17 protein-coding genes and 3 tRNA genes are annotated in these 22266 nt (G+C 63.0%); 15 read left to right on the top strand and 5 right to left on the bottom strand.

Going from position 1 to position 22266, the window contains the following annotated elements; all coding sequences use genetic code 11:
* The first annotated feature begins 85 nt into the window (after positions 1 to 85).
* From CK501_RS09655 to CK501_RS09640, 4 genes are all read left to right on the top strand, one after another.
* Positions 86 to 2344: a DUF1631 domain-containing protein gene (locus CK501_RS09655; protein ID WP_095617502.1), complete on the top strand. Its 2259-nt coding sequence runs from the start codon at positions 86 to 88 to the stop codon at positions 2342 to 2344.
* A gap of 75 nt (positions 2345 to 2419) precedes the next feature.
* Positions 2420 to 3010: a 1,6-anhydro-N-acetylmuramyl-L-alanine amidase AmpD gene (gene ampD, locus CK501_RS09650; RefSeq protein ID WP_269844189.1), complete on the top strand. Its 591-nt coding sequence runs from the start codon at positions 2420 to 2422 to the stop codon at positions 3008 to 3010.
* Positions 3010 to 3900 carry a histidine kinase gene (locus tag CK501_RS09645; protein ID WP_095617500.1) on the top strand — a complete coding sequence of 297 codons (891 nt, stop codon included), beginning with the start codon at positions 3010 to 3012 and terminating at the stop codon, positions 3898 to 3900. Before ampD ends, CK501_RS09645 begins: the two co-directional genes overlap by 1 nt.
* 226 nt (positions 3901 to 4126) lie before the next feature.
* Positions 4127 to 6160, top strand: a complete 2034-nt coding sequence (locus CK501_RS09640; RefSeq protein WP_095617499.1) for a methyl-accepting chemotaxis protein — start codon at positions 4127 to 4129, stop codon at positions 6158 to 6160.
* Here CK501_RS09640 and CK501_RS09635 read toward each other — a convergent pair.
* The 3 genes from CK501_RS09635 to CK501_RS09625 all read right to left on the bottom strand — a co-directional run bounded on the left by CK501_RS09635 (position 6150) and on the right by CK501_RS09625 (position 10144).
* Positions 6150 to 6716: a cob(I)yrinic acid a,c-diamide adenosyltransferase gene (locus tag CK501_RS09635; protein WP_095617498.1), complete on the bottom strand. Its 567-nt coding sequence runs from the start codon at positions 6714 to 6716 to the stop codon at positions 6150 to 6152. The two genes, CK501_RS09640 and CK501_RS09635, sit on opposite strands and share 11 nt — an antisense overlap.
* A gap of 46 nt (positions 6717 to 6762) precedes the next feature.
* A complete protein-coding gene (locus tag CK501_RS09630) occupies positions 6763 to 9615 on the bottom strand; it encodes a valine--tRNA ligase (protein ID WP_095617497.1) in 2853 nt (950 codons plus the stop codon).
* 91 nt (positions 9616 to 9706) lie between these two features.
* A complete protein-coding gene (locus CK501_RS09625; RefSeq protein ID WP_095617496.1) occupies positions 9707 to 10144 on the bottom strand; it encodes a DNA polymerase III subunit chi in 438 nt (145 codons plus the stop codon).
* Positions 10145 to 10231: 87 nt separating this feature from the next.
* Between CK501_RS09625 and lptF the strand changes: the two genes are divergently transcribed.
* Positions 10232 to 11329 (top strand): LPS export ABC transporter permease LptF, encoded by a 1098-nt coding sequence (gene lptF, locus CK501_RS09620; RefSeq protein WP_095617495.1) that lies wholly within the window; start codon positions 10232 to 10234, stop codon positions 11327 to 11329.
* Positions 11316 to 12374 (top strand): LPS export ABC transporter permease LptG, encoded by a 1059-nt coding sequence (lptG, locus tag CK501_RS09615; protein WP_095617494.1) that lies wholly within the window; start codon positions 11316 to 11318, stop codon positions 12372 to 12374. Before lptF ends, lptG begins: the two co-directional genes overlap by 14 nt.
* A gap of 6 nt (positions 12375 to 12380) precedes the next feature.
* On the opposite strand, the gene CK501_RS09610 is transcribed toward lptG, so the two are convergent.
* Positions 12381 to 12887: an RDD family protein gene (locus tag CK501_RS09610; protein WP_095617623.1), complete on the bottom strand. Its 507-nt coding sequence runs from the start codon at positions 12885 to 12887 to the stop codon at positions 12381 to 12383.
* 191 nt (positions 12888 to 13078) lie between these two features.
* Between CK501_RS09610 and alaS the strand changes: the two genes are divergently transcribed.
* From alaS to CK501_RS09565, 9 genes are all read left to right on the top strand, one after another.
* On the top strand, positions 13079 to 15709 hold the full coding sequence (gene alaS, locus CK501_RS09605) for an alanine--tRNA ligase (protein ID WP_095617493.1): 2631 nt from the start codon (positions 13079 to 13081) through the stop codon (positions 15707 to 15709).
* Between the two features lie 112 nt (positions 15710 to 15821).
* Positions 15822 to 17060, top strand: a complete 1239-nt coding sequence (locus CK501_RS09600; RefSeq protein WP_095617492.1) for an aspartate kinase — start codon at positions 15822 to 15824, stop codon at positions 17058 to 17060.
* A 159-nt stretch (positions 17061 to 17219) separates the two neighbouring features.
* Entirely contained in the window at positions 17220 to 17411 is a 192-nt protein-coding gene (gene csrA, locus CK501_RS09595; protein ID WP_077530810.1) for a carbon storage regulator CsrA, read from the top strand.
* Between the two features lie 87 nt (positions 17412 to 17498).
* A tRNA-Ser gene (locus CK501_RS09590) sits at positions 17499 to 17589 on the top strand.
* Positions 17590 to 17595: 6 nt separating this feature from the next.
* Positions 17596 to 17672 (top strand) — tRNA-Arg (locus CK501_RS09585).
* 57 nt (positions 17673 to 17729) lie between these two features.
* A tRNA-Arg gene (locus CK501_RS09580) sits at positions 17730 to 17806 on the top strand.
* Positions 17807 to 18133: 327 nt separating this feature from the next.
* The gene (locus tag CK501_RS09575) at positions 18134 to 18379 is read left to right on the top strand and encodes an OadG family protein (protein ID WP_095617491.1); all 246 of its coding nucleotides are present in this window, start codon (positions 18134 to 18136) and stop codon (positions 18377 to 18379) included.
* A gap of 57 nt (positions 18380 to 18436) precedes the next feature.
* On the top strand, positions 18437 to 20230 hold the full coding sequence (gene oadA, locus CK501_RS09570; RefSeq protein ID WP_095617490.1) for a sodium-extruding oxaloacetate decarboxylase subunit alpha: 1794 nt from the start codon (positions 18437 to 18439) through the stop codon (positions 20228 to 20230).
* Between the two features lie 15 nt (positions 20231 to 20245).
* Positions 20246 to 21571: a sodium ion-translocating decarboxylase subunit beta gene (locus CK501_RS09565; RefSeq protein WP_198949459.1), complete on the top strand. Its 1326-nt coding sequence runs from the start codon at positions 20246 to 20248 to the stop codon at positions 21569 to 21571.
* Between the two features lie 48 nt (positions 21572 to 21619).
* Here CK501_RS09565 and rnt read toward each other — a convergent pair whose 3' ends face one another.
* On the bottom strand, positions 21620 to 22240 hold the full coding sequence (rnt, locus tag CK501_RS09560; protein WP_095617489.1) for a ribonuclease T: 621 nt from the start codon (positions 22238 to 22240) through the stop codon (positions 21620 to 21622).
* Positions 22241 to 22266: the final 26 nt, after the last annotated feature.

Raw genomic sequence — 22266 nt, 5'->3', positions numbered from 1 at the left:
CTGACACAGATTGACGCGCTCCGACTCTATAGTGGAACCGTTGAAAATCCAACCGGCGTTTCGCTGAAGTTCGGGAGCCAGACAGATGAGTCGTGGAGAAAACGTAGTCACCCTGGGGCAGTCCGGGGAAGGGCGCCAGCTGCCAGCTCCGCTGATCAGCCTGCGCGACAGGGCGGCGGTCCGTTTCCGCACGCTGCTTGACGCTTTCTTCGACAGCGCCGATGACGCACTGTTCGATCTGTCCGAGCGCTCACGCTCCAATGCCGAGCAGACCACCTACTTTGATGCCATGCGTGAACTGCGCATGCAGCGCAAGTCCATGACCCTGGCCTTCCAGCAGTGGCTGAGCCGTGCCTTCAATGAAGGTGGTCACTTCGAGCCCGCGCCGGGCCGGCACAGCGAGGGCGAATCCGACCTGGAGTCGCTGTCGCTGGTTGAGGATGACGATCTGGAAGAGCAGGTGGCGGTGGACAACATGATCCAGCGCATCCGCAACCGCTACACCGACCAGGTGGAGCTGCTGCGCCAGCGGGTGGCGGAACTGCTGCGGAATCCGGATCTGGCGTCCTCGCGTAATCCGCTCGGGCCGGAAGTCATCTGTCACGGTCTTGCCGAGGCCTGCTCCTCGCTGTCCATCGATATACGCTCCCGGCTGGTGATCTACAAGCTGTTCGACAAGCTGCTGATCAACCAGCTGGACAACCTGTACGCCGAGGCGAACCAGCACCTCAGTGATGAAGGTGTGCTGCCCAACCTGAAGAACCCGGCAACCCAGCATCAGCGCCGCGACAGCAGCGAGGGCGCGCCCGCCGGCACGTCGGGCCAGGCCAGTGGCGGTCAGGTTTCCGGTGGCGAGGCCGGTCAGTCCAGTGGCACCGATATCCGTAGCCTGATTGAGATGATGCACTCGGGAGGGGGCCAGGGTGGCTCCGTATCGTCCGGGCCCATGGGGGCCGGTCAGGGCTTCCCGGTCATTGGCGCGGGTCAGGGTGCCGCACCGGTGCAGACCTCCGAGCTGGTGCAGATGCTCTCCGGTGTCCAGCTCTCCGCTGAGGCTGCCCAGGCGGGTGGTATGGTTCCTGTTGTTCAGGGACTGGTTAACAGCAATGACCGCAATGTGCGCCAGGTGGATTCGGACGTGATCAACCTGGTTTCCATGCTGTTCGATTTCATCCTGGAGGACCGCCGCCTTCCGGAGACGATGCAGGCACTGATTGGCCGGCTGCAGATTCCCATGGTCAAGGTGGCCCTGGTGGATCCGGCCTTCTTCGAGCGTGGCGGTCATCCCGCCCGCAAGCTGCTCAATGAACTGTCCTCAGCAGCGCTGGTGTGGAACGAGGGCAACGACAGCAGTCGTGATCCGCTCTATGAAAAGATGGAATCCGCGGTCAGCCGGATCCTGAACGAGTACAGCGATGATGTAAGCGTTTTTGAATCCGTTCTGGATGACTTCACGGCCTTCATGGAAAAGGACCGGCGCCGGCGTGAGCTTGTGGAGCAGCGCCTGCGCGATGCCGAGGAAGGGCGCGCCCGGGATGAGCAGGCAAGGGTCGAGGTAGAGCGGTTCCTGGGTCAGGCGCAGGCCCGGTACACGGTTCCGGAAAGTCTGACCGGCTTTCTGGAGAGTGCCTGGTTCCGTGTGCTCAAGTGGCACTACCTGCGTGAGGGCGACGAGGGGGAAGGCTGGAAGGCGCAGTGCGACCTGACCCACAGGCTGCTGTGGAGCCTGGATCCGGATCCCTTCCTGGCGTCCACCCGCTCCCTGCTGTTGCGTGAGATCCCCGGTATTGTGCGGAGCGTGCGCGAGAGCCTGGAACAGATCGGCTGGGATCCCTTTGAAACGGATCGCAGCCTGCATCAGCTTGAGCTGGTGCATGTCGACGTGCTCCAGCGGCTGAAGACAGCACCGAAGGAGGAAGCGCCGGAAGAGACTGCCGGTGGCAGCGAGCTGGATATCACCAGCGAGGCACCTCCGGGGTTGGCTGAATGCTCCAATGACGGGGGCGCTGCGGTGCAAGAGGTTGAAGCGCTCCCCGAGGCCATGCCCGAGCAGCCCGAGGAAGAGCCTGAGGCGGTGACGCCTCCGGACCTGAGTGTGGGCGCATGGCTCACGTGGCAGCCCCACGAGGGCAGTCCTGTCCGCTGCAAGCTGGCCGCGGTCATCCGTGCCACGGGCAAGTACGTCTTTGTTAACCGCAACGGTGCCCGGGTGGTCGAGTACATGATGCCGGAGGTCAATCGGGCCCTGGCTGATGGCACCCTCGAGATGCTGGACGATGGCCTGATCTTTGACCGCGCCCTGGAGTCGGTCATCGACAGCCTGCGCCAGGGGCAGACCGCCTGAGTCCGGCGGTTCCCTCTTGCAAAATATGGCCACTGTGCTTCACTGCCGCCTGAACCCGCGAGTGAGGGAAGCGCATTGGCCAGTGATCCTGTTGAATTCCTGACGCCTGACCCGGACGGATGGCTCCCGGCGGCGCGACCCATGCCCTCGGGCAACCATGATGCCCGGCCTGACGGCACTGCCGTCTCGCTGCTGGTGGTTCACGGCATCAGCCTCCCTCCCGGCGAGTTCGGAGGCGATGCCATCGAGCGCCTTTTCTGCAACACCCTGGACTGCAGTGAACACCCCTGGTTTGAGCGGCTGCGCAATCTGCGCGTTTCGGCACACCTTCTGATCCGGCGTGACGGGCAGCTGGTGCAGTTCGTTTCCCTGCTGGATCGGGCCTGGCACGCCGGGCGTTCCTGTTTCGATGGCCGGGCGGAATGCAATGATTTCGGCATCGGCATTGAGTTGGAGGGCACCGACGATACGCCCTACACAGAGGCCCAGTACGACTGCCTGATTCCGCTGACCCGTGGCATCATGCAGAGCTTCCCGGGCATTACACCGGATCGGGTCGTGGGGCATTGCGACATCGCGCCGGAACGCAAGACGGATCCGGGGCCCGCCTTTGACTGGCAGCGGCTCCGGCAGGGTGTTGAGCATGCGGCAGAGGAGCGGGGCTGATGCGTCTTCTGGTGATTCTTCTGGCCTGGATGCTGCGCCGGCAGCTGGATGCACGCGGCTGGCTGGATCCAGAGCAGTGGCAGCGGCGGCTCCTGGAGCACGCGCCCCCGGAGAAGGACGGAGGCCGTGCCACGCTGCGCTGGCTGCTGCCTCTCTACGGGTTGCTGGTTGTCCTCACCGGTCTGCTGTCCTGGGGAACAAGTGGCATCGCCGGCGGGCTCTGGGCCAGCCTGCTGGCGCTCGCACTGCTGGTCGCCGGTACCGGCATGCCGGGCTGGCGGGCACCGCTGAGGGCCTACAGTGCGGCCTGGCGCTCCGGGGACATGCAGGCGGCCTGGCATCATGTCTCGCCGCTGCTGCCGGCGGAACAGAGGGGCGCGGCACTGGCGCCGGAACAGCTTCACCTGAGCCTCTGCGGGGCTCTGATCCAGACCACCTTTGAGCGCTACTTCCTGCCGCTGTTCTGGTATGCCCTCCTGGGCCCCGCCGGGGTGGTGCTGATCCTGGTGGCCCTGATGCTGCGCGACCACTACCCCTCCACAGGGGTCCGCACCCTGTTCGGGCGCTGGGTCCACTGGCTCGCCATACCGCCACGCTGGCTGCTGTCATTCAGCTTTGCCCTGGCCGGGGATTTCTCCGGCTGGTCGGGCGAACCCCGCAACCGCCATCCCCGGCGCACGGACAGCTGTGGCGAGGTACTGCTGACCGCCGCCGGCAGCGCCCTTTCCAGCTACGCCCTGGATCCAGCCCGCTTCCAGGCCCACGACCCGGATGGCTGGCCGGATTACGGCCACAGGAGCCTTCTGGCCGTGCGCCATCTGCTCAACCGCAGCCTGCTTGTCTGGCTGGCAGTGCTGGCGATTCTCGCACTCATGGGAATTATGCCCTGAAGGCTCAAGATCCGCGGGAAAAAGTCGTTAAACAGCCCATGGAACTGACGGATCAGGCTTGTCCCGGTGCATATCTGACCTAGACTTCCGGGCACGGAATGATTCAGAGGCTACTGTGAATCGAATAACGCCGCATCGGAGTGCGGCACACAGGCGATAGCGCCGGCAGGATTCAGGGCCGGCCTGCCAGTACGACTGGTGTGTTTGAACGCTCGGAGGGCGTACCGTGAAGAAACTGCTGACCCCTGCCATTCTGCTGATGAACAGGCTGAAGTTTGTCTACAAGTTCAGCCTGATCAGTGTTCTGTTCCTGATCCCCATAGCGGGACTGGGGTATCTCCTGGTGAGCCAGCTGAATGCCTCCATTGATGACCTGAACAAGGCGATCGATGGTACAGAGGCGGTTGCCGAGGCCAATGACCTGGTGCGCAGTGCCCAGCGCTTCCGCGATTACCACACGGTGGTGCGGGTGCGGGAGCTCGAAGGCGGACTCCGGGACAAGTCGCAGCAGGCCAGGGCGGCCGTTACCGAGAAGCTGCAGGTACTGAGCGACTATGCGGATACCCTGGATAACGGGGATACCCTGAAGACGCAGCTGGATGAGGTGACCTCGGCCTGGACCCGTATGCTGGAGGAGGATCAGTACCTGCAGACCCCCGACCGTCAGTTCAATCTCTACGACCGTTTCTTCCAGAAGACACTGGCGCTGCGCAACACGGTGCTCCAGGTCAGCGGGCTGGGGCAGGATCCGTCCAACAGTGTGCAGATGCTGCTGGAGCTGGTCATCAATGGCATGACACCGGTCGCCAATGAGATGGGCCAGGCCCGTGCCTTCGGCCTTCATGGCCTCAATGAGGGACGGCTCTCGGGGCCGCTCAGTGAGCGGATGAACGGCATCTATGACAGCCTCACCAATGTCAGCAACCAGCTGCAGACGGCCTTCGACCTTGGTTTCGATGCGGCACCTGTCATCGGCCAGCGTTTCACACAGGACGCGGAGCGGCTCAGCAAGGCGCCCATCGAGATCCGTGACCTTATGGAAGAGGAGGTGATCACTCCCTTCAGGCTTGAGTTTCCGGCGGATGAGTATGATACCCGGGTCTCCGAGCCCATTGGCCAGCTCTATTCCGTGGGCAATGACATACTCGGCGCCATCCGGGGCCAGCTGCAGGCGCGTCTTGCCAGTGAACGCCAGCAGCGGACCATCATCTTTGCCTCCCTTGCGGTCGTTCTTCTGATCATTGTCTGGCTGTATACCGGTTTCTACTACTCAGTGCGCTCCTCCATCCGCAAGTTTGCGGATTCAGCCCGCCGTGTGGCGGATGGCGACATGCGGGTGCAGCTTGAACTCAACAGCCGGGACGAGCTGGGCGAACTCAGCACCGAGTTCAACGGCATGACCGAGAGCATCCGCGAGCTGGTGGAATCCGTGCGTGAGACGGTCAACCGGGTGGATCAGCAGGCACGGCGCGTAAACGAGACAGCCACCTCCAATTCGGATGCCGTCTCCCGCCAGATGCAGGAGACGGACCAGATCAATGATGCCATGAAGCAGATGGTGGATACGGTCCAGGAGGTGGCCCAGAGCTCCCAGCAGGCTTCGGATTATGCCAACGAGGCCGATTCCGAGGCGGATCAGGGGCGTGCCGTGGTAGGTGATACCGTGCAGACGATCAACCGGCTGGCGGATGAGATCAAGGGCTCGGCGGACGTCATCAACCGGGTCAGCAACGACAGCGACAGCATCAGTCAGGTGCTGGACGAGATCAAGGCGATCGCCGAGCAGACCAACCTGTTGGCCCTGAACGCGGCCATTGAGGCGGCGCGGGCCGGGGAGCAGGGGCGCGGCTTTGCGGTCGTGGCGGATGAGGTGCGTTCGCTGTCACAGCGCACGCACAAGTCCACGGAAGAGATCGAGGAGATGGTCGGGCGGCTGCAGTCCGGCGTAAAGGACGCCGTGAGTGCCATGAACAACAGCCATGAGGTGACCAACGAGACGGTGACCAAGTCCAGTGAGGTGACCGAGGCACTGGAGAACATCGTCAGCGCCATTTCCCGGATCGTGGATATGAGTCAGCAGATCGCCCAGGCGGCGGAGGAGCAGTCCGCGGTCGCCAACAACATCAACAGTAATGTCGAGACGATTTCCGAGGTGGGTCGCGAAACGGCGGGCAACGCCGAAGAGACCCTCTCCGCAAGCCGTGAGCTATCGGACCTGACCGCCTCACTGCACGAACAGGTCGAACGCTTCAGGGTGTAGGCTTGCTCATCTGCTGGTCCCAGAGCACTTCCGCCGCGCCCTCGCGGCGGGCCAGAACCCGGGAGGCGACGAACAGGAAGTCCGAAAGCCGGTTGAGATACTGGCGGGCGTCCGGGTTGATGGACTCCTCATGACCAAGCGCCACCGTAATCCGTTCCGCGCGGCGGCATACCGCCCGTGCCATATGGCACTGGGCCGCGGGCATGGACCCACCGGGCAGGATGAAGTTCTTCAGCGGCGGCAGGTCCTGGTTCCAGTGGTCGAGGGTGCTTTCGAGCCAATCGATGTGACTGTCCGCGACCACGCGACTCCCTGGAATGGCAAACTCGCCGCCCAGATCGAAGAGGTGATGCTGAACCCGTTGCAGCACTTCCTTCAGTTCCGTTTCCTCGCTGCCGAGTGACTCGATCAGGATGCCCATCTGAGCATTGAGCTCGTCCATGGTGCCCATGGCTTCGACCCGCAGACTGTTTTTGGCGATGCGGTTGCCATCGGCGAGACCGGTGGTGCCGTCATCGCCGGTGCGGGTGTAGATCTTGGAGAGGCGGTTGCCCATGCGTCCGTCCGTTTTCCGTTGTGACTGATTCCCGGTATACGCTGTCTTACAGTGCCCGGATCTGTTCCAGCTGCTCGTTCAGCCGCTGGCGCTGGCTTTCCGCATCCTCCAGCTTGGCCTTTTCCTTCTCCACCACCTCTGCCGGTGCCTTTTCGACAAAGCCGGCATTGCCGAGCTTGCCGCCCAGGCGCTGGATCTCCTTGTCGAGTTTTTCCAGCTCCCGGCTCAGGCGCGCGATCTCTTCATCCTTGTCGATGAGGTTGGCCATGGGCACCAGCACTTCCAGCTCGCCCACCAGCTGTGTGGCGGAGAGCGGGGCCTCGCCGTCATCGACCCAGTCGATGCTTTCAAGCTTGGCCAGGGATTTCAGGAAGGTCCGGTTGGCCTCCATGCGCTCACGGTCCTGTTCGTCGCCGTGGCGAAGGAGCACTGGCAATGCCCGGGCCGGGGAGATGTTCATCTCGCCACGGATATTGCGCACGGCCAGGATCACGCCCTTGAGCCACTCGATATCCGCCTCGGCGTCGGCATCTTCCAGGTTGCGGTCCGGCTCCGGATAGGCCTGGAGCATGACCGTTTCGCCGGTCACGCCGGCCAGCGGGGCCACGCGCTGCCAGATTTCCTCCGTGATGAAGGGCATCAGCGGATGGGCCAGCCGCAGTACCGTTTCCAGAACCTGCACCAGGGTCCGCCGGGTGCCACGCTTGTGCTCGGCGGACTCATTGTCGTCGTAGAGCACTGGTTTGGAGAGTTCCAGGTACCAGTCGCAGTACTCGTTCCAGAGGAAGTCGTAGATGCTCTGGGCAATACGATCAAAGCGGTAATGGTCGAAGAAGCTGTTGGTTTCTTCGATGCAGGTCTGGAGGCGGCTCAGGATCCAGCGATCGGCCAGTGACAGCTCCAGAGGCTCCCCCGAGGTGCCGCAGTCTTCGCCTTCCGTGTTCATCAGCACGTAGCGGGCCGCGTTCCAGAGCTTGTTGCAGAAGTTCCGGTAGCCCTCGAGGCGCTTCATGTCCCAGTTGATGTCGCGCCCGGTGGTGGCCAGCGCCGCCAGGGTAAAGCGCAGGGCGTCGGTACCGTGGGCCTGGATGCCTTCCGGGAATTCCTCGCGTGTATTCTTCGCGATCTTTTCGGCCAGCTGCGGCTGCATCATGTTGGCGGTGCGCTTGGCCACCAGGTCCTCGCTGCTGATGCCGTCGATCATGTCCATGGGGTCAAGCACGTTTCCCTTGGACTTGGACATCTTGTTGCCGTGCTCGTCCCGGATCAGGCCGGTCACATACACCTGCTGGAACGGAACCTGGGGCGTACCGTCCTCGTGCTTCATGAACTGCAGGGTCATCATGATCATCCGGGCGACCCAGAAGAAGATGATGTCGAAGCCGGTGACCAGCACCTGGGTGGGATGGAAGGTGCGCAGCCGCTCGGTATCTTCGGGCCAGCCCAGGGTGCCGAAGGTCCAGAGCGCGGAGCTGAACCAGGTGTCCAGTACGTCCTCGTCCTGTTCCAGAACCCGGTCTTCCGCCAGGCTGTATTTCTCGCGTACTTCCTGTTCGGTGCGGCCGACGTAGACGTTGCCCTCACTGTCGTACCAGGCGGGAATGCGGTGGCCCCACCACAGCTGCCGGGAGATGCACCAGTCCTGGATCTCACGCATCCAGGCGTAGTACATGTTGGCGTACTGTTCCGGCACGAATTCGATGTCGCCGTTCTCCACGGCCTTGATGGCCGGCTCGGCGAGGGGTTTTGTGGCCACGAACCACTGGTCCGTGAGCAGCGGTTCAATGATCAGTCCGGAGCGGTCGCCGCGCGGGACCTTGAGGGTGTGGGCATCCACGCCGTGGAGGCGGTCTTCCGCCTTCATGGCCTCGACGATCTTCTCGCGGGCATCAAACCGGTTCAGCCCGGCGAAGGCGGTTGGCATGGTGCCATCGAATTCGTGGTTGGGGGTGCCATCGGCGTTGAAGACCTCGGCCTGCTCACGGATGCTGGCATCCGGCGTGAGGATGTTGACCAGTGCCAGGCCGCAGCGCTGGCCCACGGCGTAGTCGTTGAAGTCGTGGGCAGGGGTGATCTTGACGCAGCCGCTGCCCATTTCCGGGTCGGCGTGCTCGTCACCCACGATCGGGATGTCGCGTTCCACCAGCGGAAGGCGCACGGTGCCGCCGATCAGGTGCTTATAGCGCTCATCTTCCGGGTTCACCGCCACGGCCGTATCGCCCAGCATGGTCTCCGGGCGGGTGGTGCCGACCACCAGGTAGTCCGCGCCCTCGGTGGTGGTCTGGCCGCCGTTGATCGGGTAGCGGAAGTGCCAGAAGTGGCCCTGTTCCTCGCTGTTCTCCACCTCCAGGTCGGAGATGGCGGTGTGCAGTTTCGGATCCCAGTTGACCAGGCGCTTGCCCCGGTAGATCAGGCCCTCGTCGAAGAGCCGTACAAAGACTTCCTGGACGGCGCGGTAGAAGCCGTCGTCCATGGTGAAGCGTTCATGGTCCCAGTCCACGGAGGTGCCCAGCCGGCGCATCTGACTGGTGATGGTGCCGCCGGACTGCTGCTTCCATTCCCAGACCTTGTCGATGAAGGCTTCGCGCCCGAGGTCATGGCGCGTCTGGCCTTCGTCACTGGCCAGGTTGCGTTCCACCACCATCTGGGTGGCGATGCCCGCGTGGTCACTGCCCACCTGCCAGAGGGTGTTGTCGCCCTTCATGCGGCGGTGGCGGATAAGCGCATCCATGAGCGTGTGCTGGAACGCGTGGCCCATGTGCAGGCTGCCGGTTACGTTGGGCGGCGGGATCATGATGCAGAAAGGATCGCCCTGGCCGGAAGGCGCGAAATAGCCACGCTCTTCCCAGGTCCGGTACCACTGGTTCTCGATCTTTTCCGGCTGGTAGGTCTTGTCCATGCTTGTTCGGCCCGGGTCTGCTGGTTTGGGTTGAGGCACTAAAGGTTAACAGACCGCCGATTATACATGGTGGCCCGTCACCGGCGAACCGTCAGTCCGGCTTGCGAAAATCGTGGACCTGCGGGGTGATACCCAGTTCGCGCAGCTGCCGGTACTGGGCGCGGGCATGCTGGAGGCTGTCGTCGTCATTGCTGGCGATCAGTGCCAGGCGGGCAAAACCGTCCGCCGTCGCGGGCAGGCTGGTTGCCACGATGATCAGTGTGTCCCAGTCACTGGTCGCGGGTTCGCACTCAAGCACCGCGATGGGTGCCGTGGGGCGCTGGTCGCTGCTCTGCAGCCGGTCATGGGGCAGGAAGGCTTCCGGGCGGAAGGACCACAGCATTCCGTCCAGTGCTTCGGCGGTGTCCGGGTCGTCGCAGAACAGGGCCACGCGGTCGCCATCCTGCCAGGCTTTTTCCGCCAGTCTCGCCGCGTGCAGCAGGCGGGCGTCACGGCCGGAGCCGGCGAGGATGTGGAACCAGTGACTCATGGTGTCTTCCGGGGTTGGCTGTCATTGCTGCCACAGGTTATCTAGAATGGCCCTTCCTGTCAGGCGATTGAGACGCTGGGGCTGCCCGTGTTCATCATTTTCCGGTACCTGGGCCGCCAGGTCCTGACCACCATGACCGCCGTTGCGCTGGTGCTGCTGCTTATCTTCATGAGCGGCCGCTTCCTGCAGTATCTGGCGTCGGCTGCGGAAGGCGAGTACGCGGCCAACGCCATTTTCATCGTCATGGGCTACCGGCTGCCGGAATTCCTTGAGCTTATCCTGCCGCTGAGTTTTTTCCTGGGCATCCTGCTGACCTACGGCCGCATGTACCAGGAAAGCGAGATGACGGTGCTGACCGCCTGTGGCGTGAGCGAGCGCCAGATCCTGTTCCTGACCCTGGGGCCCGGCCTCCTGGTGGCCGGCCTGGTGGGAGCCATGAGCCTGTGGCTGACTCCGGCGGGAATCCAGCAGGTGGACAGAATCTTCGCGGAACAGGCCCAGCGCACTGGCTTCGAGATGCTGGCGCCGGGGCGCTTCCAGGAGATGGGGTCGAACGACCGCGTCACCTATACCCGGGCCATGAGTGATGACAAGCAGACCCTGGAAGGGGTGTTCATGGCGGAGGGCGGCAAAGACGGGCGCTTCACGCTCATGAAGGCGGTTGAGGGTACCCAGATCGTGGAAGAAGAGGGTGAGCGTTTCCTGGTGCTGCACGAGGGCGTCCGTTTTGAGGGGCGGCCTGGCGGAGCGGAATTTGATGCCATGACCTTTGAGGATTACGGGCTCAGGATCGAATCACCTTCCGGCGTAAGCTCGGGAGGATCCCGTGAAAGCCAGCCCACGCTCGAGCTTATGGCGTCTGACGCGCGGGCCGATCAGGCCATGGTGCACTGGCGCCTGTCCCTGCCGCTGCTGGTTCTGGTGATCACGGTGCTCGCCATTCCGCTGAGCCGGGTGAATCCCCGCCAGGGTCGTTTCTTCCATCTGCTGCCGGGGATTCTGGTGTTCATCAGCTACCTGGGCGTGCTGATCCTGGGGCGGGATGCCATTGCCTCGGGTCAGGTGCCCGCGAGGGCGGGGCTCTGGGCTGTGCACGGCGCCTATCTGGTACTGGGTGTGGCAATGCTGGGGTGGCCGGCGATGCGGCTGCGCAGGGCTGCGGGGGTGCGTCATGCGTCTGATTGATGGCTACGTCATGCGGGTGGTGGCGGCTTCCATCCTGCTGGTGCTGCTGGTGGTCCAGGCACTGGATTTCGTGTTCGCCTACATCGCGGAACTCGAGGATACGACCAACGATTACCAGGCCTGGGAAGCCTTCCTGTTCATGCTCTATACCCTGCCCAGGCGGATCTATGAGTTCCTGCCGCTGGCGGCTTTCATGGGGGCCCTGGTGGGGCTGGGCCAGCTTGCCAACAACTCGGAGCTGGTGGTGGTCCGGGCGGCTGGCGTCTCGCTGGGGCGTATCGCATGGTCCGCCATGAAGCCGGCGCTGGTGGTGGTGCTGGTCAGCCTGGTGATCGGCGATTTCGTGGCGCCTCCTGCCGAGCAGGCCGCCCAGAGCAACAAGGCGGTGGCCCGTCACGGGGGGCAGGCAGCGGCAACCCATGGGTTCTGGCACCGGGAGGACGATGTCTTCATGCACTTCAATACGGTGCTGCCCAATGGCGAACTCCATGGTGTTTCCCTGTTCCGTTTCGGCGAGGGTGAGTGGCTGGAGGAGGCGCTCTATGCCGAACGCGGGGAGTATCAGGGCGATTACTGGCAGCTGCACGATGTGAGCCACTCCCGGATCCGGGAGCAGTCCGTGAGCACAGAGAAGCAGGAGACGTTCCGCTGGGAGAATGGCCTGTCACCGGATGTGCTCAGCGTGCTGACAGTGAGGCCGGACCGGCTCGCGATCAGTGGCCTCTATACCTATGCCACCTATATGGAGAGCCAGGGGCTGAATGCCAGCGACTACTGGCTGGCGTTCTGGAAGAAGACCCTGCAGCCGCTGGGGACCGCCGCCATGGTCCTGCTCGCCATTTCCTTCGTGTTCGGGCCGCTGCGCTCGGTCACCATGGGCTTCCGGATCTTCTGTGGGCTGCTGGCCGGGCTCGGCTTCAAGTACACCCAGGACCTGCTGGGGCCCATGAGCCTGGTGTATGGCTTCAGCCCCGCCCTGGCCACCATCGTGCCCATTGCGATTGCCGGGACCATCGGGGTGGTGCTGCTGCGCCGGGCCGGGTGACGCTGGTTACTGCTGTTTCTTCCTTTTCGCCAGCTGCACCGTGCGGCTGCCCGACAGCCGGTCCGTCCAGCTGCGATGCTGTGGATCCAGCCACTGCCACAGCCAGCCAAGCCCGAGGGTGGCCCAGCTCAGCGCGCCTGCAATGATCCTCAGCAGCGCCTGGGTCCAGCTGATCACGGATCCGTCGGTGTTCTCGATCCGGATTCGCCAGGTCTGCATGCCCAGGGTCTGGCCACCGCGGCGCCAGAAGACCCCGAAGAACAGCCACAGGCACGCAACCAGCACCAGGGTCAGGACCGGGTCGTAGCCAACGCTGCCCCCGGGTTCCGTCATGCTGGCGTAGCGGTCGCTGAAAAGGCCGATGCTGATCAGAAGCTTGTGCAGGCCGGTGTAGACCGCGGTGACCACAAAAACCAGCGCAATGCACAGCAGGCTGTCGTAGAGCATGGCAATGAGGCGGCGCCAGAGCGGGGCCGGCGTGTGTGTGTCGGAGGTCGCGGGTTCGCTGTTCATCAGGCGCACGGTTATTGCGGGAAGTGGCCACTATTGTACCGGCTCAGGGCCGGCGCCGCGAGATGGCCCATTGCCAGAGGCGTGACGTGCTCCCCGCATGGCGCGTTCCCCGGCTTTTTGCGGCTGTGTTAGAGTGTTGCCTTCAGAATCAATGCAATCCTCACCACCAAGAGAACGGGTCCGAGTCCGCTATGAAAACAGCCGAGCTGCGCAGTGCGTTTCTGGAGTATTTCCGTCAGAACGGGCACACCATTGTTCCCAGCAGTTCACTGGTGCCGGCGGACGATCCTACCCTGCTGTTCACCAACGCGGGCATGAACCAGTTCAAGGACGCCTTCCTGGGGCGCGAGGATCGGGGCTACACGCGCGCGGTTTCATCCCAGCGCTGCGTGCGTGCCGGCGGCAAGCACAACGATCTCGAGAATGTGGGCTACACGGCGCGCCACCACACCTTCTTCGAGATGCTGGGCAACTTCAGCTTCGGCGACTACTTCAAGCGCAAGGCGATCAACTTTGCCTGGACCTTCCTGACCGATCCGCAGTGGCTGGGGCTGACGGCAGAGAAGCTCTGGGTCACCGTCTATCAGACCGACGAGGATGCCTACCGGATCTGGAACGAGGAGATCGGGGTGCCCGCCGAGCGCATCGTTCGCATCGGCGATGAGGACGGGGTGCCCTACAAGTCCGACAATTTCTGGTCCATGGGCGACACCGGCCCCTGCGGTCCCTGCTCCGAGGTGTTCTACGACCATGGTCCGGACGTGGCCGGTGGCCCGCCCGGCAGCGAGGACGAGGACGGCGACCGCTACATCGAGATCTGGAACATCGTCTTCATGCAGTTCAACCGCACGGCCGACGGCGTGATGCACGACCTGCCGAGTCCGTCCGTGGACACCGGCATGGGGCTGGAGCGCATCGCGGCGGTGTTGCAGGGCGTGCACAGCAACTATGAGATCGACCTTTTCCAGTCGCTGCTGAAGTCCGTCTCAGAAGCGCTGGGTGGTGTGGATCCGGAGCAGGCCTCGGTGCGGGTGATCGCCGACCATATCCGTTCCTGCTCCTTCCTGATCGCGGATGGCGTCATGCCCTCGAACGAGGGGCGCGGCTTCGTTCTGCGCCGGATCACCCGCCGGGCGGCCCGGCATGGTAACAAGCTGGGCGCCACTGGCACCTTCTTCCATAAGCTGGTGCAGCCGCTGGAAGCACTGATGGGCGAGGCTTATCCCGAGCTGACGAAGGCACGCCCGCAGATCGAGAAGATCCTCAAACAGGAGGAGGAGCAGTTCGCCCGCACCCTGGAAAAGGGTCTCAGGCTGCTGGAGGATGACATTGCCCAGCTCAGCGGCAGTGAGATTCCTGGGGAAACCGTCTTCACCCTCTACGATACCTACGGCTTCCCGGTGGACCTCACCAACGACATTGCCCGCGAACGTGGCCTGACCCTGGATCTGGAGGGCTACGAAAAGGCCATGGAGGCCCAGCGTGAACGGGCCCGGGCAGCCAGCAAGTTCGGCATGGACTACAACGCCGGCCTCAGCCTCGAGGGCGAAACCGAATTCACCGGTTATGGCAACTTCGAAGACGATGGCGAGGTCCGGGCCGTGCTGGTGGAAGGTGAGCGCCGTGCGGCTGGCGTGGGCGAACGGGCCGTGGTGGTGCTGGATCGCACGCCCTTCTACGGCGAGTCCGGCGGCCAGGTGGGCGACACCGGCGTGCTGAGCTGGTCCGGCGGCCGTTTCGAGGTCGAGGATACCCAGAAAGAGGACGGCCACCACCTGCACATCGGCCGGGTCGTTGCCGGTACGGTTGAACCGGGCATGACCCTGCACGCGGAAGTGAACGGTGAGCGCCGGGCCCATACCGCGCTCAACCACTCCGCCACCCACCTGCTGCACGCCGCCCTGCGGACCGTGCTCGGTGAGCATGTGGCCCAGAAGGGCTCGCTGGTGAACGCCGAGCGGTTGCGGTTCGACTTCTCCCACTTCGAGGCGGTCACCGCCGAGGAGCTGGAGCGCATCGAACGGATGGTCAATGAGCAGGTCCGCGCCAACACGGCGGTGGAAACCCGCGTGACGGATATGGATACGGCGAAGACCATGGGCGCCATGGCGCTGTTCGGGGAAAAATACGGAGACACTGTCAGGGTGCTGTCCATGGGTACGGGGGGCTTCTCCATTGAGCTCTGTGGCGGCACCCATGTGGAGCGCACCGGCGACATCGGTCTTTTCCGCATTGTCACGGAGACAGGTATTTCCTCCGGCGTGCGCCGCATTGAGGCACTGACCGGCGACGCGGCCCTGGCCCATGACCGGGAGCAGGAGGCGCGTCTCGGGCGTATTGCGGCGCTGGTCAAGGGAGCGCCGGAGTCCGCCGTCGAACGGGTGGAATCCTTGGTGGAGCACAACCGCCAGCTGGAAAAGGAAGTGGAGCGTCTCAAGGGCAAGCTGGCCAGCGCCGCCGGCAGCGATCTCGCGGACAGTGCCGTGGACGTCAACGGCATCAAGGTGGTGGCTGCGGACATGCAGGGCGCCGACCGCAAGGCCCTGATGGAAACCGCCGACCAGCTCCGGAACAAGCTCGGCAGCGCCGTGGTCCTGCTGGGCGCCGCCGCCGAAGGCAAGGTCACACTGGTGGCCGGTGTAACAAAGGATCTCACTGGCCAGCTCAAGGCAGGTGACCTGATGCAGGCCATCGCACCCAGGGTCGGTGGCAAGGGTGGTGGCCGCCCGGACATGGCTCAGGGTGGCGGCAGCGACCCGGAGGGCCTGCCCGATGCGATCGCGGCCGTGGAAAGTTGGGTACGTGAGAACTCAGGGAGCTGAGGGTCTAAGGGCTATCCCTACCTGTACAGCTGGCCAAACAGGGCTATAATTCGTCCGGCGCTAGCAGTGAACCGGGATTCATTTAATCCGTACGGACAAGGAATACGCACGCATGGCGTTGTACGTAAAGAAATTCGGCGGCACCTCCGTGGGTTCGGTTGACCGGATCGAGGCGGTTGCGGATCAGCTCCAGGCGGCCCGTGAGAGCGGAGACGATGTGGTGGTCGTGGTCTCGGCCATGAGTGGTGAGACCAATCGGCTGATCGATCTTGCCAACCAGGTGATGGACGATCCGGATCCGCGTGAGATGGACGTCCTGGTTTCCACCGGCGAGCAGGTGACCATTGCGCTCCTGAGCATGGCGCTGCTCAAGCGGGGCGTGGATGCGCGCTCCTATACCGGCGGCCAGGTCCGCATCACCACGGACAGTTCCCACACCAAAGCCCGTATCCAGGACATCGACGAGCACAACATGCGCGGCGATCTGGACGCCGGGCGCGTGGTGGTTGTGGCCGGTTTCCAGGGTATGGACGAGGAAGGCCACATCACCACGCTTGGCCGTGGCGGTTCGGACACCACGGCCGTGGCCCTGGCGGCGGCGCTCAAGGCTGACGAGTGCCATATCTACACCGATGTGGACGGCGTCTACACTACGGATCCGCGGATCGTGGACGGCGCCCGCCGGCTCGAGACCATCACCTTCGAGGAGATGCTCGAGATGGCCAGCCTGGGCTCCAAGGTGCTGCAGATCCGATCGGTGGAATTCGCCGGCAAGTACAACGTACCCGTGAGGGTGCTTTCCAGCTTCAGGGAAGGCCCCGGAACCCTGATCACCTTTGACGATGAGGACGATATGGAAAAGCCAGTGGTCTCGGGCATCGCATTCAACCGCGATGAAGCCAAGCTGACGGTGGTGGGCGTGGCCGACGTCCCCGGTTGCGCCTCGAGGATTCTCAAGCCGGTCAGTGACGCGGGTATTGAAGTGGATATGATCGTCCAGAACGTCGGCTCGGATAACCGCACCGACTTCACCTTCACCGTGCACCGCAATGACTACAGGCAGTCTCTGGAACTTCTGGAGAACCTCGGGCGTGACCTGGACGTACAGGCTGTACAGGGCGACGAGCACATTGCCAAGGTATCCATTGTGGGCGTGGGTATGCGCTCCCATGCGGGTGTTGCCTCACGGATGTTCGATGCGCTTTCCGCCGAAGGCATCAATATCCAGATGATCTCGACTTCCGAAATCAAGATTTCGGTGGTGATCAATGAGAAATACCTGGAGCTGGCAGTGCGTACGCTGCACAGCGCATTCGGTCTTGAAGAGGCTGAAATCCGGGAAGAAAGCTGAATAATCATAACAAAACATGACTGGCGAAAACGCGTGTAGGCTCCAATAATTAGGAAGCCGAACTGAAAACGACACGGGGGAGCGTCTCGCGACTGAGCCGGAAGGGGCTGTGGGGCGTATAACCGGAAAGCGGTTAAAACGGAACAAGGAGTTTGGGAAATGCTGATTCTGACACGTCGCGTCGGCGAGACACTCATGGTCGGTGATGAGGTGACTGTGACCGTTCTCGGCGTCAAGGGAAACCAGGTGCGTATTGGCGTGAATGCGCCGAAGGAAGTGGCCGTGCACCGGGAAGAGATCTATCAGCGCATCCAGCAGGAGCAGGACGAGGACGAGCCGGAACGCGAGTGAATCCGGTCCTGTGCGGCGGCTGCCATGAATTTTCGCGTCAACCCTATGAAAACGCGTCACATGTGGTAGTATACGCCGCGTTCCAACGGAGAGGTGGGTGAGTGGCTGAAACCAGCTCCCTGCTAAGGAGCCGTACGCATTGCGCGTACCGAGGGTTCGAATCCCTCCCTCTCCGCCATTATCTGCGGCCGTAGCTCAGCTGGATAGAGCACGTGGCTACGAACCACGGGGTCGGAGGTTCGAATCCTCCCGGCCGCACCAGATTCAGGGCTGATACCAGAGCGGTATCAGCCTTTCTCAGAAAACACGCCTGTATAAGCGGCTGTAGCTCAGCTGGATAGAGCACGTGGCTACGAACCACGGGGTCGGGGGTTCGAATCCTCCCAGCCGCACCAATTCAAACCTCTGCCATGCAGCATCAGCACCTGTTCAGCCAGACTGGGCAGTAACGTATTGCTGGGCGGTGAGAGCGCTCTTTTGTATTTCCTGACTGTCATACGCCTGCCATCTTCCCTTCCGGTCCGCCTTGGCTGGAACGACTTGCTTTTTATCAATCCTTAGCTTGCAATCATCTGAATTTGTGGGTATAAAACGCGGCGCTGTGGCTGGGCGAGGGGGTTTTTCATTGCCCGCCGGAGCGAGAAACTGTAAATTGTGGCAGATTTTGCGAAGTCCGTGAGTCGGTTTCGCAACCAACAAATCCCGCTTGAAAGGTGATTTCCATGGATGAAGTGATGCAGGGGGCTCTGGACCTGATGCTGGTCGGCATGGGGTTCGTGTTTTCCTTTCTGGTCATTCTGGTGTGCGTCACCATGCTGATGTCCCGTATCGCGGGGCGTATCGCGCCTCCGGAGCCACCTCGCCCCCGGGGTGGGGCCCAGGGTGAGGCGGGTGCCATGCAGGACCCGAAACTCAAGGCGGTTATTTCCGAAGCCGTTGCCAGGCACCGGGCTCGTCGCCGGCAATGACTCGCCGCGCCAGAGGCGCGGCCGGGAACCCTACACGAGATAAAAAAGGTCAGAACGATGACAGACAGCAAGCAACCCCTGGGGATCACGGATCTGGTGCTGCGTGACGCGCACCAGTCCCTGTTCGCAACCCGCATGCGACTGGACGACATGCTGCCGATTGCCGAAAAGCTTGATCAGGTCGGTTTCTGGTCGGTCGAGTCCTGGGGCGGGGCCACCTTTGATTCCTGCATCCGCTATCTGGGCGAGGACCCCTGGGAGCGGATCCGGGAGCTGAAAAAGGCCATGCCCAATACCCGCCAGCAGATGCTGCTGCGCGGCCAGAACCTGCTGGGCTACCGCCACTACGCCGACGATGTGGTGCGCCGCTTCGTGGAGCGGGCTTCCGATAATGGCGTGGATGTGTTCCGGATTTTTGATGCCATGAACGATCCGCGCAACCTGGAAACCGCCATCCAGGCCACAAAAGAGACCGGTAAGCACGCCCAGGGCACCATCTCCTACACCGTAAGCCCGGTCCACACCATTGAGATGTGGGTGGATCTGGCCAAGAAGATCGAGTCCATGGGCGCGGATTCCCTTGCGATCAAGGATATGGCCGGGCTCATGAAGCCCTATGTCTGTTACGACCTGGTGAGTCGCCTCAAGAAGGAACTCGATATCCCCATCCAGTTCCATTCCCATGCCACCACCGGCATGTCCACCGCCAGCATCATCAAGGCGGCCGAGGCGGGTGTTGACCGGGTGGACACCGCCATTTCCTCCATGAGCATGACCTACGGCCATTCGCCCACGGAATCGGTTGTGGCGATCATGCAGGATACCGGGCGGGATACCGGTCTGGATATCGAGAAACTCGAGGAAATCGCCAAGTACTTCCGCGAAGTCCGCAAGAAGTACGCCAAGTTTGAGGGGTCGCTGCGGGGTGTGGATTCCCGCATCCTTGTGGCCCAGGTGCCGGGTGGCATGCTCACCAACATGGAAGGTCAGCTGAAGGAGCAGAACGCCAGCGACAAGATGGACGAGCTGCTGGCCGAGATCCCGCGTGTGCGCGAGGACCTGGGCTATATTCCGCTGGTCACGCCGACCTCCCAGATCGTAGGCACCCAGGCGGTGCTGAACGTGCTGACCGGCGAGCGCTACAAGTCGATTTCCAAGGAAACCTCCGCCGTGCTCAAGGGTGAATACGGCGCCGCCCCGGCGGACTGCAACAAGGAGCTGCAGCAGAAGGTGCTGGAAGGTGGCGAACCGATCACCTGCCGTCCGGCCGACCTGATCGAGCCCGAAATGGAGCGTCTCACCGACGAGCTCCGCCAGGAAGCGAAGGACAAGGGCTTCACCATCGCTGAGAACGAGGTGGATGATGTCCTGACCTATGCGCTTTTCCCGCAGATTGGTCTTAAGTTCCTGGAGAATCGTGGTAACCCGGACGCCTTTGAACCGGTACCGACTGGCGAGGAAGCCACCAGACCGGCTGCGCCCGGCGAGCCCGAGACCTATACGGTCACGGTGGAGGGGCAGTCCTACGTGGTGGAGGTTGCCGACGGTGGCGACATCACCAACATCCAGCCCGCGCAGGGCGGTGGCCAGCCCCAGGCTCCGGCCGGAGGAGGCCAGGCGCCAGCGCCCGCGGGTGGGGGTGAACCGGTTTCCGCGCCGCTGGCCGGCAACATCTTCAAGGTTCATGTGAGCCCCGGCCAACAGGTCAATGAAGGCGATGTGCTGATCATTCTCGAGGCCATGAAGATGGAGACCGAGGTGAAGGCGGATCGTTCCGGCACGGTCGGCTCCGTTACCGTCAAGGTCGGCGACAGCGTGGCCGTTGGCGACGAACTTCTGACTCTGGGATAAGAAGGGCTGTACGGCATGGACAACCTCATGACTCTATGGACCGGTAGCGGTCTGTACAATCTGACGCCGGGCGCGCTCACGATGATCGTGGTGGGCCTGGTGCTGCTCTACCTGGCAATCAACAAGAAATTTGAGCCTCTGTTGCTGGTGCCGATCGGCTTTGGGACCATTCTCGCCAACCTTCCGGAGGCGGGGCTGGCCCAGAGCGCGATTGAGGCGGCCATCTACAGTGAGTCACCCAGGGTGCTCGCGGCGCTTGCTTCGGTGATGGATGTCAGCTTCGACATGGGGCAGAGAGTAACCCCCGAGGTCGTCAAATCCTTCATTGAGGCCTACAAGAACATGGATGCTGAGACGGCTCTGAGCGCCAAGCAGGTGGCGACGGATATGGGCTATTCCCCGGGGATCATCCAGTCGTTCTACGCAGTGGCGATCGGCAGTGGCGTCGCGCCCCTGCTGATCTTCATGGGCGTTGGCGCCATGACCGACTTCGGTCCGCTGCTGGCGAACCCCAAGACAATGCTCCTCGGGGCTGCCGCGCAGTTCGGCATCTTCGCCACGGTACTGGGCGCGGCGCTGCTCAACTCCAGTGGCCTGATGGAGTTCTCCGTGGCCGAGGCTGCGGCCGTGGGTATCATCGGTGGTGCGGATGGCCCCACCTCCATCTATGTATCCAGCATCCTGGCGCCGCACCTGTTGGGCGCGATCGCGGTTGCCGCCTATTCCTACATGGCGCTGGTGCCACTGATCCAGCCACCCATCATGCGGGCGTTCACCACGGCCGAGGAGCGCAAGCTGAAGATGAGCCAGCTGCGCGAGGTCGGGAAGCTGGAGAAAATCCTGTTCCCGGTCTGCATCCTGATTCTGACAGGTATGTTCCTGCCGGACGCCACGCCGCTGTTGGGCATGTTCTGCTTCGGTAACCTCATGAAAGAGTGTGGCGTGGTGGAGCGCCTGAGCGACACGGTGCAGAACTCGCTGATCAACGCCGTGACGATCATTCTCGGTCTCGCGGTTGGCTCCAAGATGGCTGCCGAGGCGTTCCTGAACACCCAGACGCTGGGCATCCTGGTGCTGGGCATTGGCGCCTTCGCGGTGGGTACCATGTGTGGTGTTCTCATGGCCAAGCTCATGAATGCGCTGACCAAGGAGAAGATCAACCCGCTGATCGGCTCAGCCGGGGTCTCCGCGGTGCCGATGGCGGCCCGGGTATCCAACAAGGTGGGTCTGGAGGAGAACCATCAGAACTTCCTCCTGATGCACGCCATGGGCCCGAACGTGGCCGGTGTGATCGGCTCCGCCGTGGCGGCGGGTGTCATGATCAAGTTCGTCGGGGGCTGATCCCGGCGTGGCCGGCGCCCCTGGCCGGGGCGCCGCTTCCTTCCTGTTTCAGGCCTCGCCGGGCGACGGCGGTGGCCATCCTCCCAGAGACTTCCAGCGGTTCACGATCAGGCAGAACAGTTCGGCCGTCTTGTCCGCGTCGTACAGCGCGGAGTGAGCCTCTTTGTTGTCGAACTCAATCCCGGCCAGGCGGCACGCTTCCGCAAGGACCGTGTGACCCAGCGCGAGACCGGACAGGGCTGACGTGTCGAAGGTCGAGAAGGGGTGGAAGGGGTTGCGCTTGATGTTCTGGCGATCCGAGGCGGCCTTCACAAAGCCGAGATCAAAAGTGGCGTTGTGGCCCACCAGCACGGCGCGCTTGCACTGGTTGCGGCGCACGGCCTGGCGGATGGACTGGAAGGTGCCACGCATGGCTTCCAGTTCCGGCCGTTCATCGCGCAGGGGGTTGCCCGGATCGATACCCGTGAACTGGAGCGCGGCTTTTTCCAGGTTCGCGCCTTTAAAGGGCTGGACGTTGTACTGGATGCGTTCGCCCGGGTAGAGCCAGCCCTCGTCATCCATTTCCAGCAGGACCGTGGCGATTTCGAGCAGCGCGTCGGTGGCGGCATTGAAGCCTCCGGTCTCCACGTCCACCACAACCGGCAGGAATCCCCGGAAGCGCTGCTGCATCAGTGTCGGTGTTGGGTCATGGCTGC

The sequence above is a fragment of the Halovibrio salipaludis genome (genome assembly GCF_002286965.1).
GTDB classification, from domain to species: Bacteria; Pseudomonadota; Gammaproteobacteria; order Pseudomonadales; family Oleiphilaceae; genus Halospina; species Halospina salipaludis.
Note: the sequence above shows the minus strand (reverse complement) of the source record. Positions and strands in the feature narration are given on the sequence as shown.

Bases quoted from the DNA above. Each gene is read 5' to 3' on its own strand.
- CK501_RS09655 (WP_095617502.1), top strand. From the start codon at position 86: ATGAGTCGTGGAGAAAACGTAGTCACCCTGGGGCAGTCCGGGGAAGGG.
- CK501_RS09645 (WP_095617500.1), top strand. From the start codon at position 3,010: ATGCGTCTTCTGGTGATTCTTCTGGCCTGGATGCTGCGCCGGCAGCTG.
- CK501_RS09635 (WP_095617498.1), bottom strand. From the start codon at position 6,716: ATGGGCAACCGCCTCTCCAAGATCTACACCCGCACCGGCGATGACGGC.
- CK501_RS09630 (WP_095617497.1), bottom strand. From the start codon at position 9,615: ATGGACAAGACCTACCAGCCGGAAAAGATCGAGAACCAGTGGTACCGG.
- CK501_RS09625 (WP_095617496.1), bottom strand. From the start codon at position 10,144: ATGAGTCACTGGTTCCACATCCTCGCCGGCTCCGGCCGTGACGCCCGC.
- lptG (WP_095617494.1), top strand. From the start codon at position 11,316: ATGCGTCTGATTGATGGCTACGTCATGCGGGTGGTGGCGGCTTCCATC.
- CK501_RS09610 (WP_095617623.1), bottom strand. From the start codon at position 12,887: ATGAACAGCGAACCCGCGACCTCCGACACACACACGCCGGCCCCGCTC.
- alaS (WP_095617493.1), top strand. From the start codon at position 13,079: ATGAAAACAGCCGAGCTGCGCAGTGCGTTTCTGGAGTATTTCCGTCAG.
- CK501_RS09600 (WP_095617492.1), top strand. From the start codon at position 15,822: ATGGCGTTGTACGTAAAGAAATTCGGCGGCACCTCCGTGGGTTCGGTT.
- csrA (WP_077530810.1), top strand. From the start codon at position 17,220: ATGCTGATTCTGACACGTCGCGTCGGCGAGACACTCATGGTCGGTGAT.
- CK501_RS09575 (WP_095617491.1), top strand. From the start codon at position 18,134: ATGGATGAAGTGATGCAGGGGGCTCTGGACCTGATGCTGGTCGGCATG.
- oadA (WP_095617490.1), top strand. From the start codon at position 18,437: ATGACAGACAGCAAGCAACCCCTGGGGATCACGGATCTGGTGCTGCGT.
- CK501_RS09565 (WP_198949459.1), top strand. From the start codon at position 20,246: ATGGACAACCTCATGACTCTATGGACCGGTAGCGGTCTGTACAATCTG.
- rnt (WP_095617489.1), bottom strand. From the start codon at position 22,240: ATGCAGCAGCGCTTCCGGGGATTCCTGCCGGTTGTGGTGGACGTGGAG.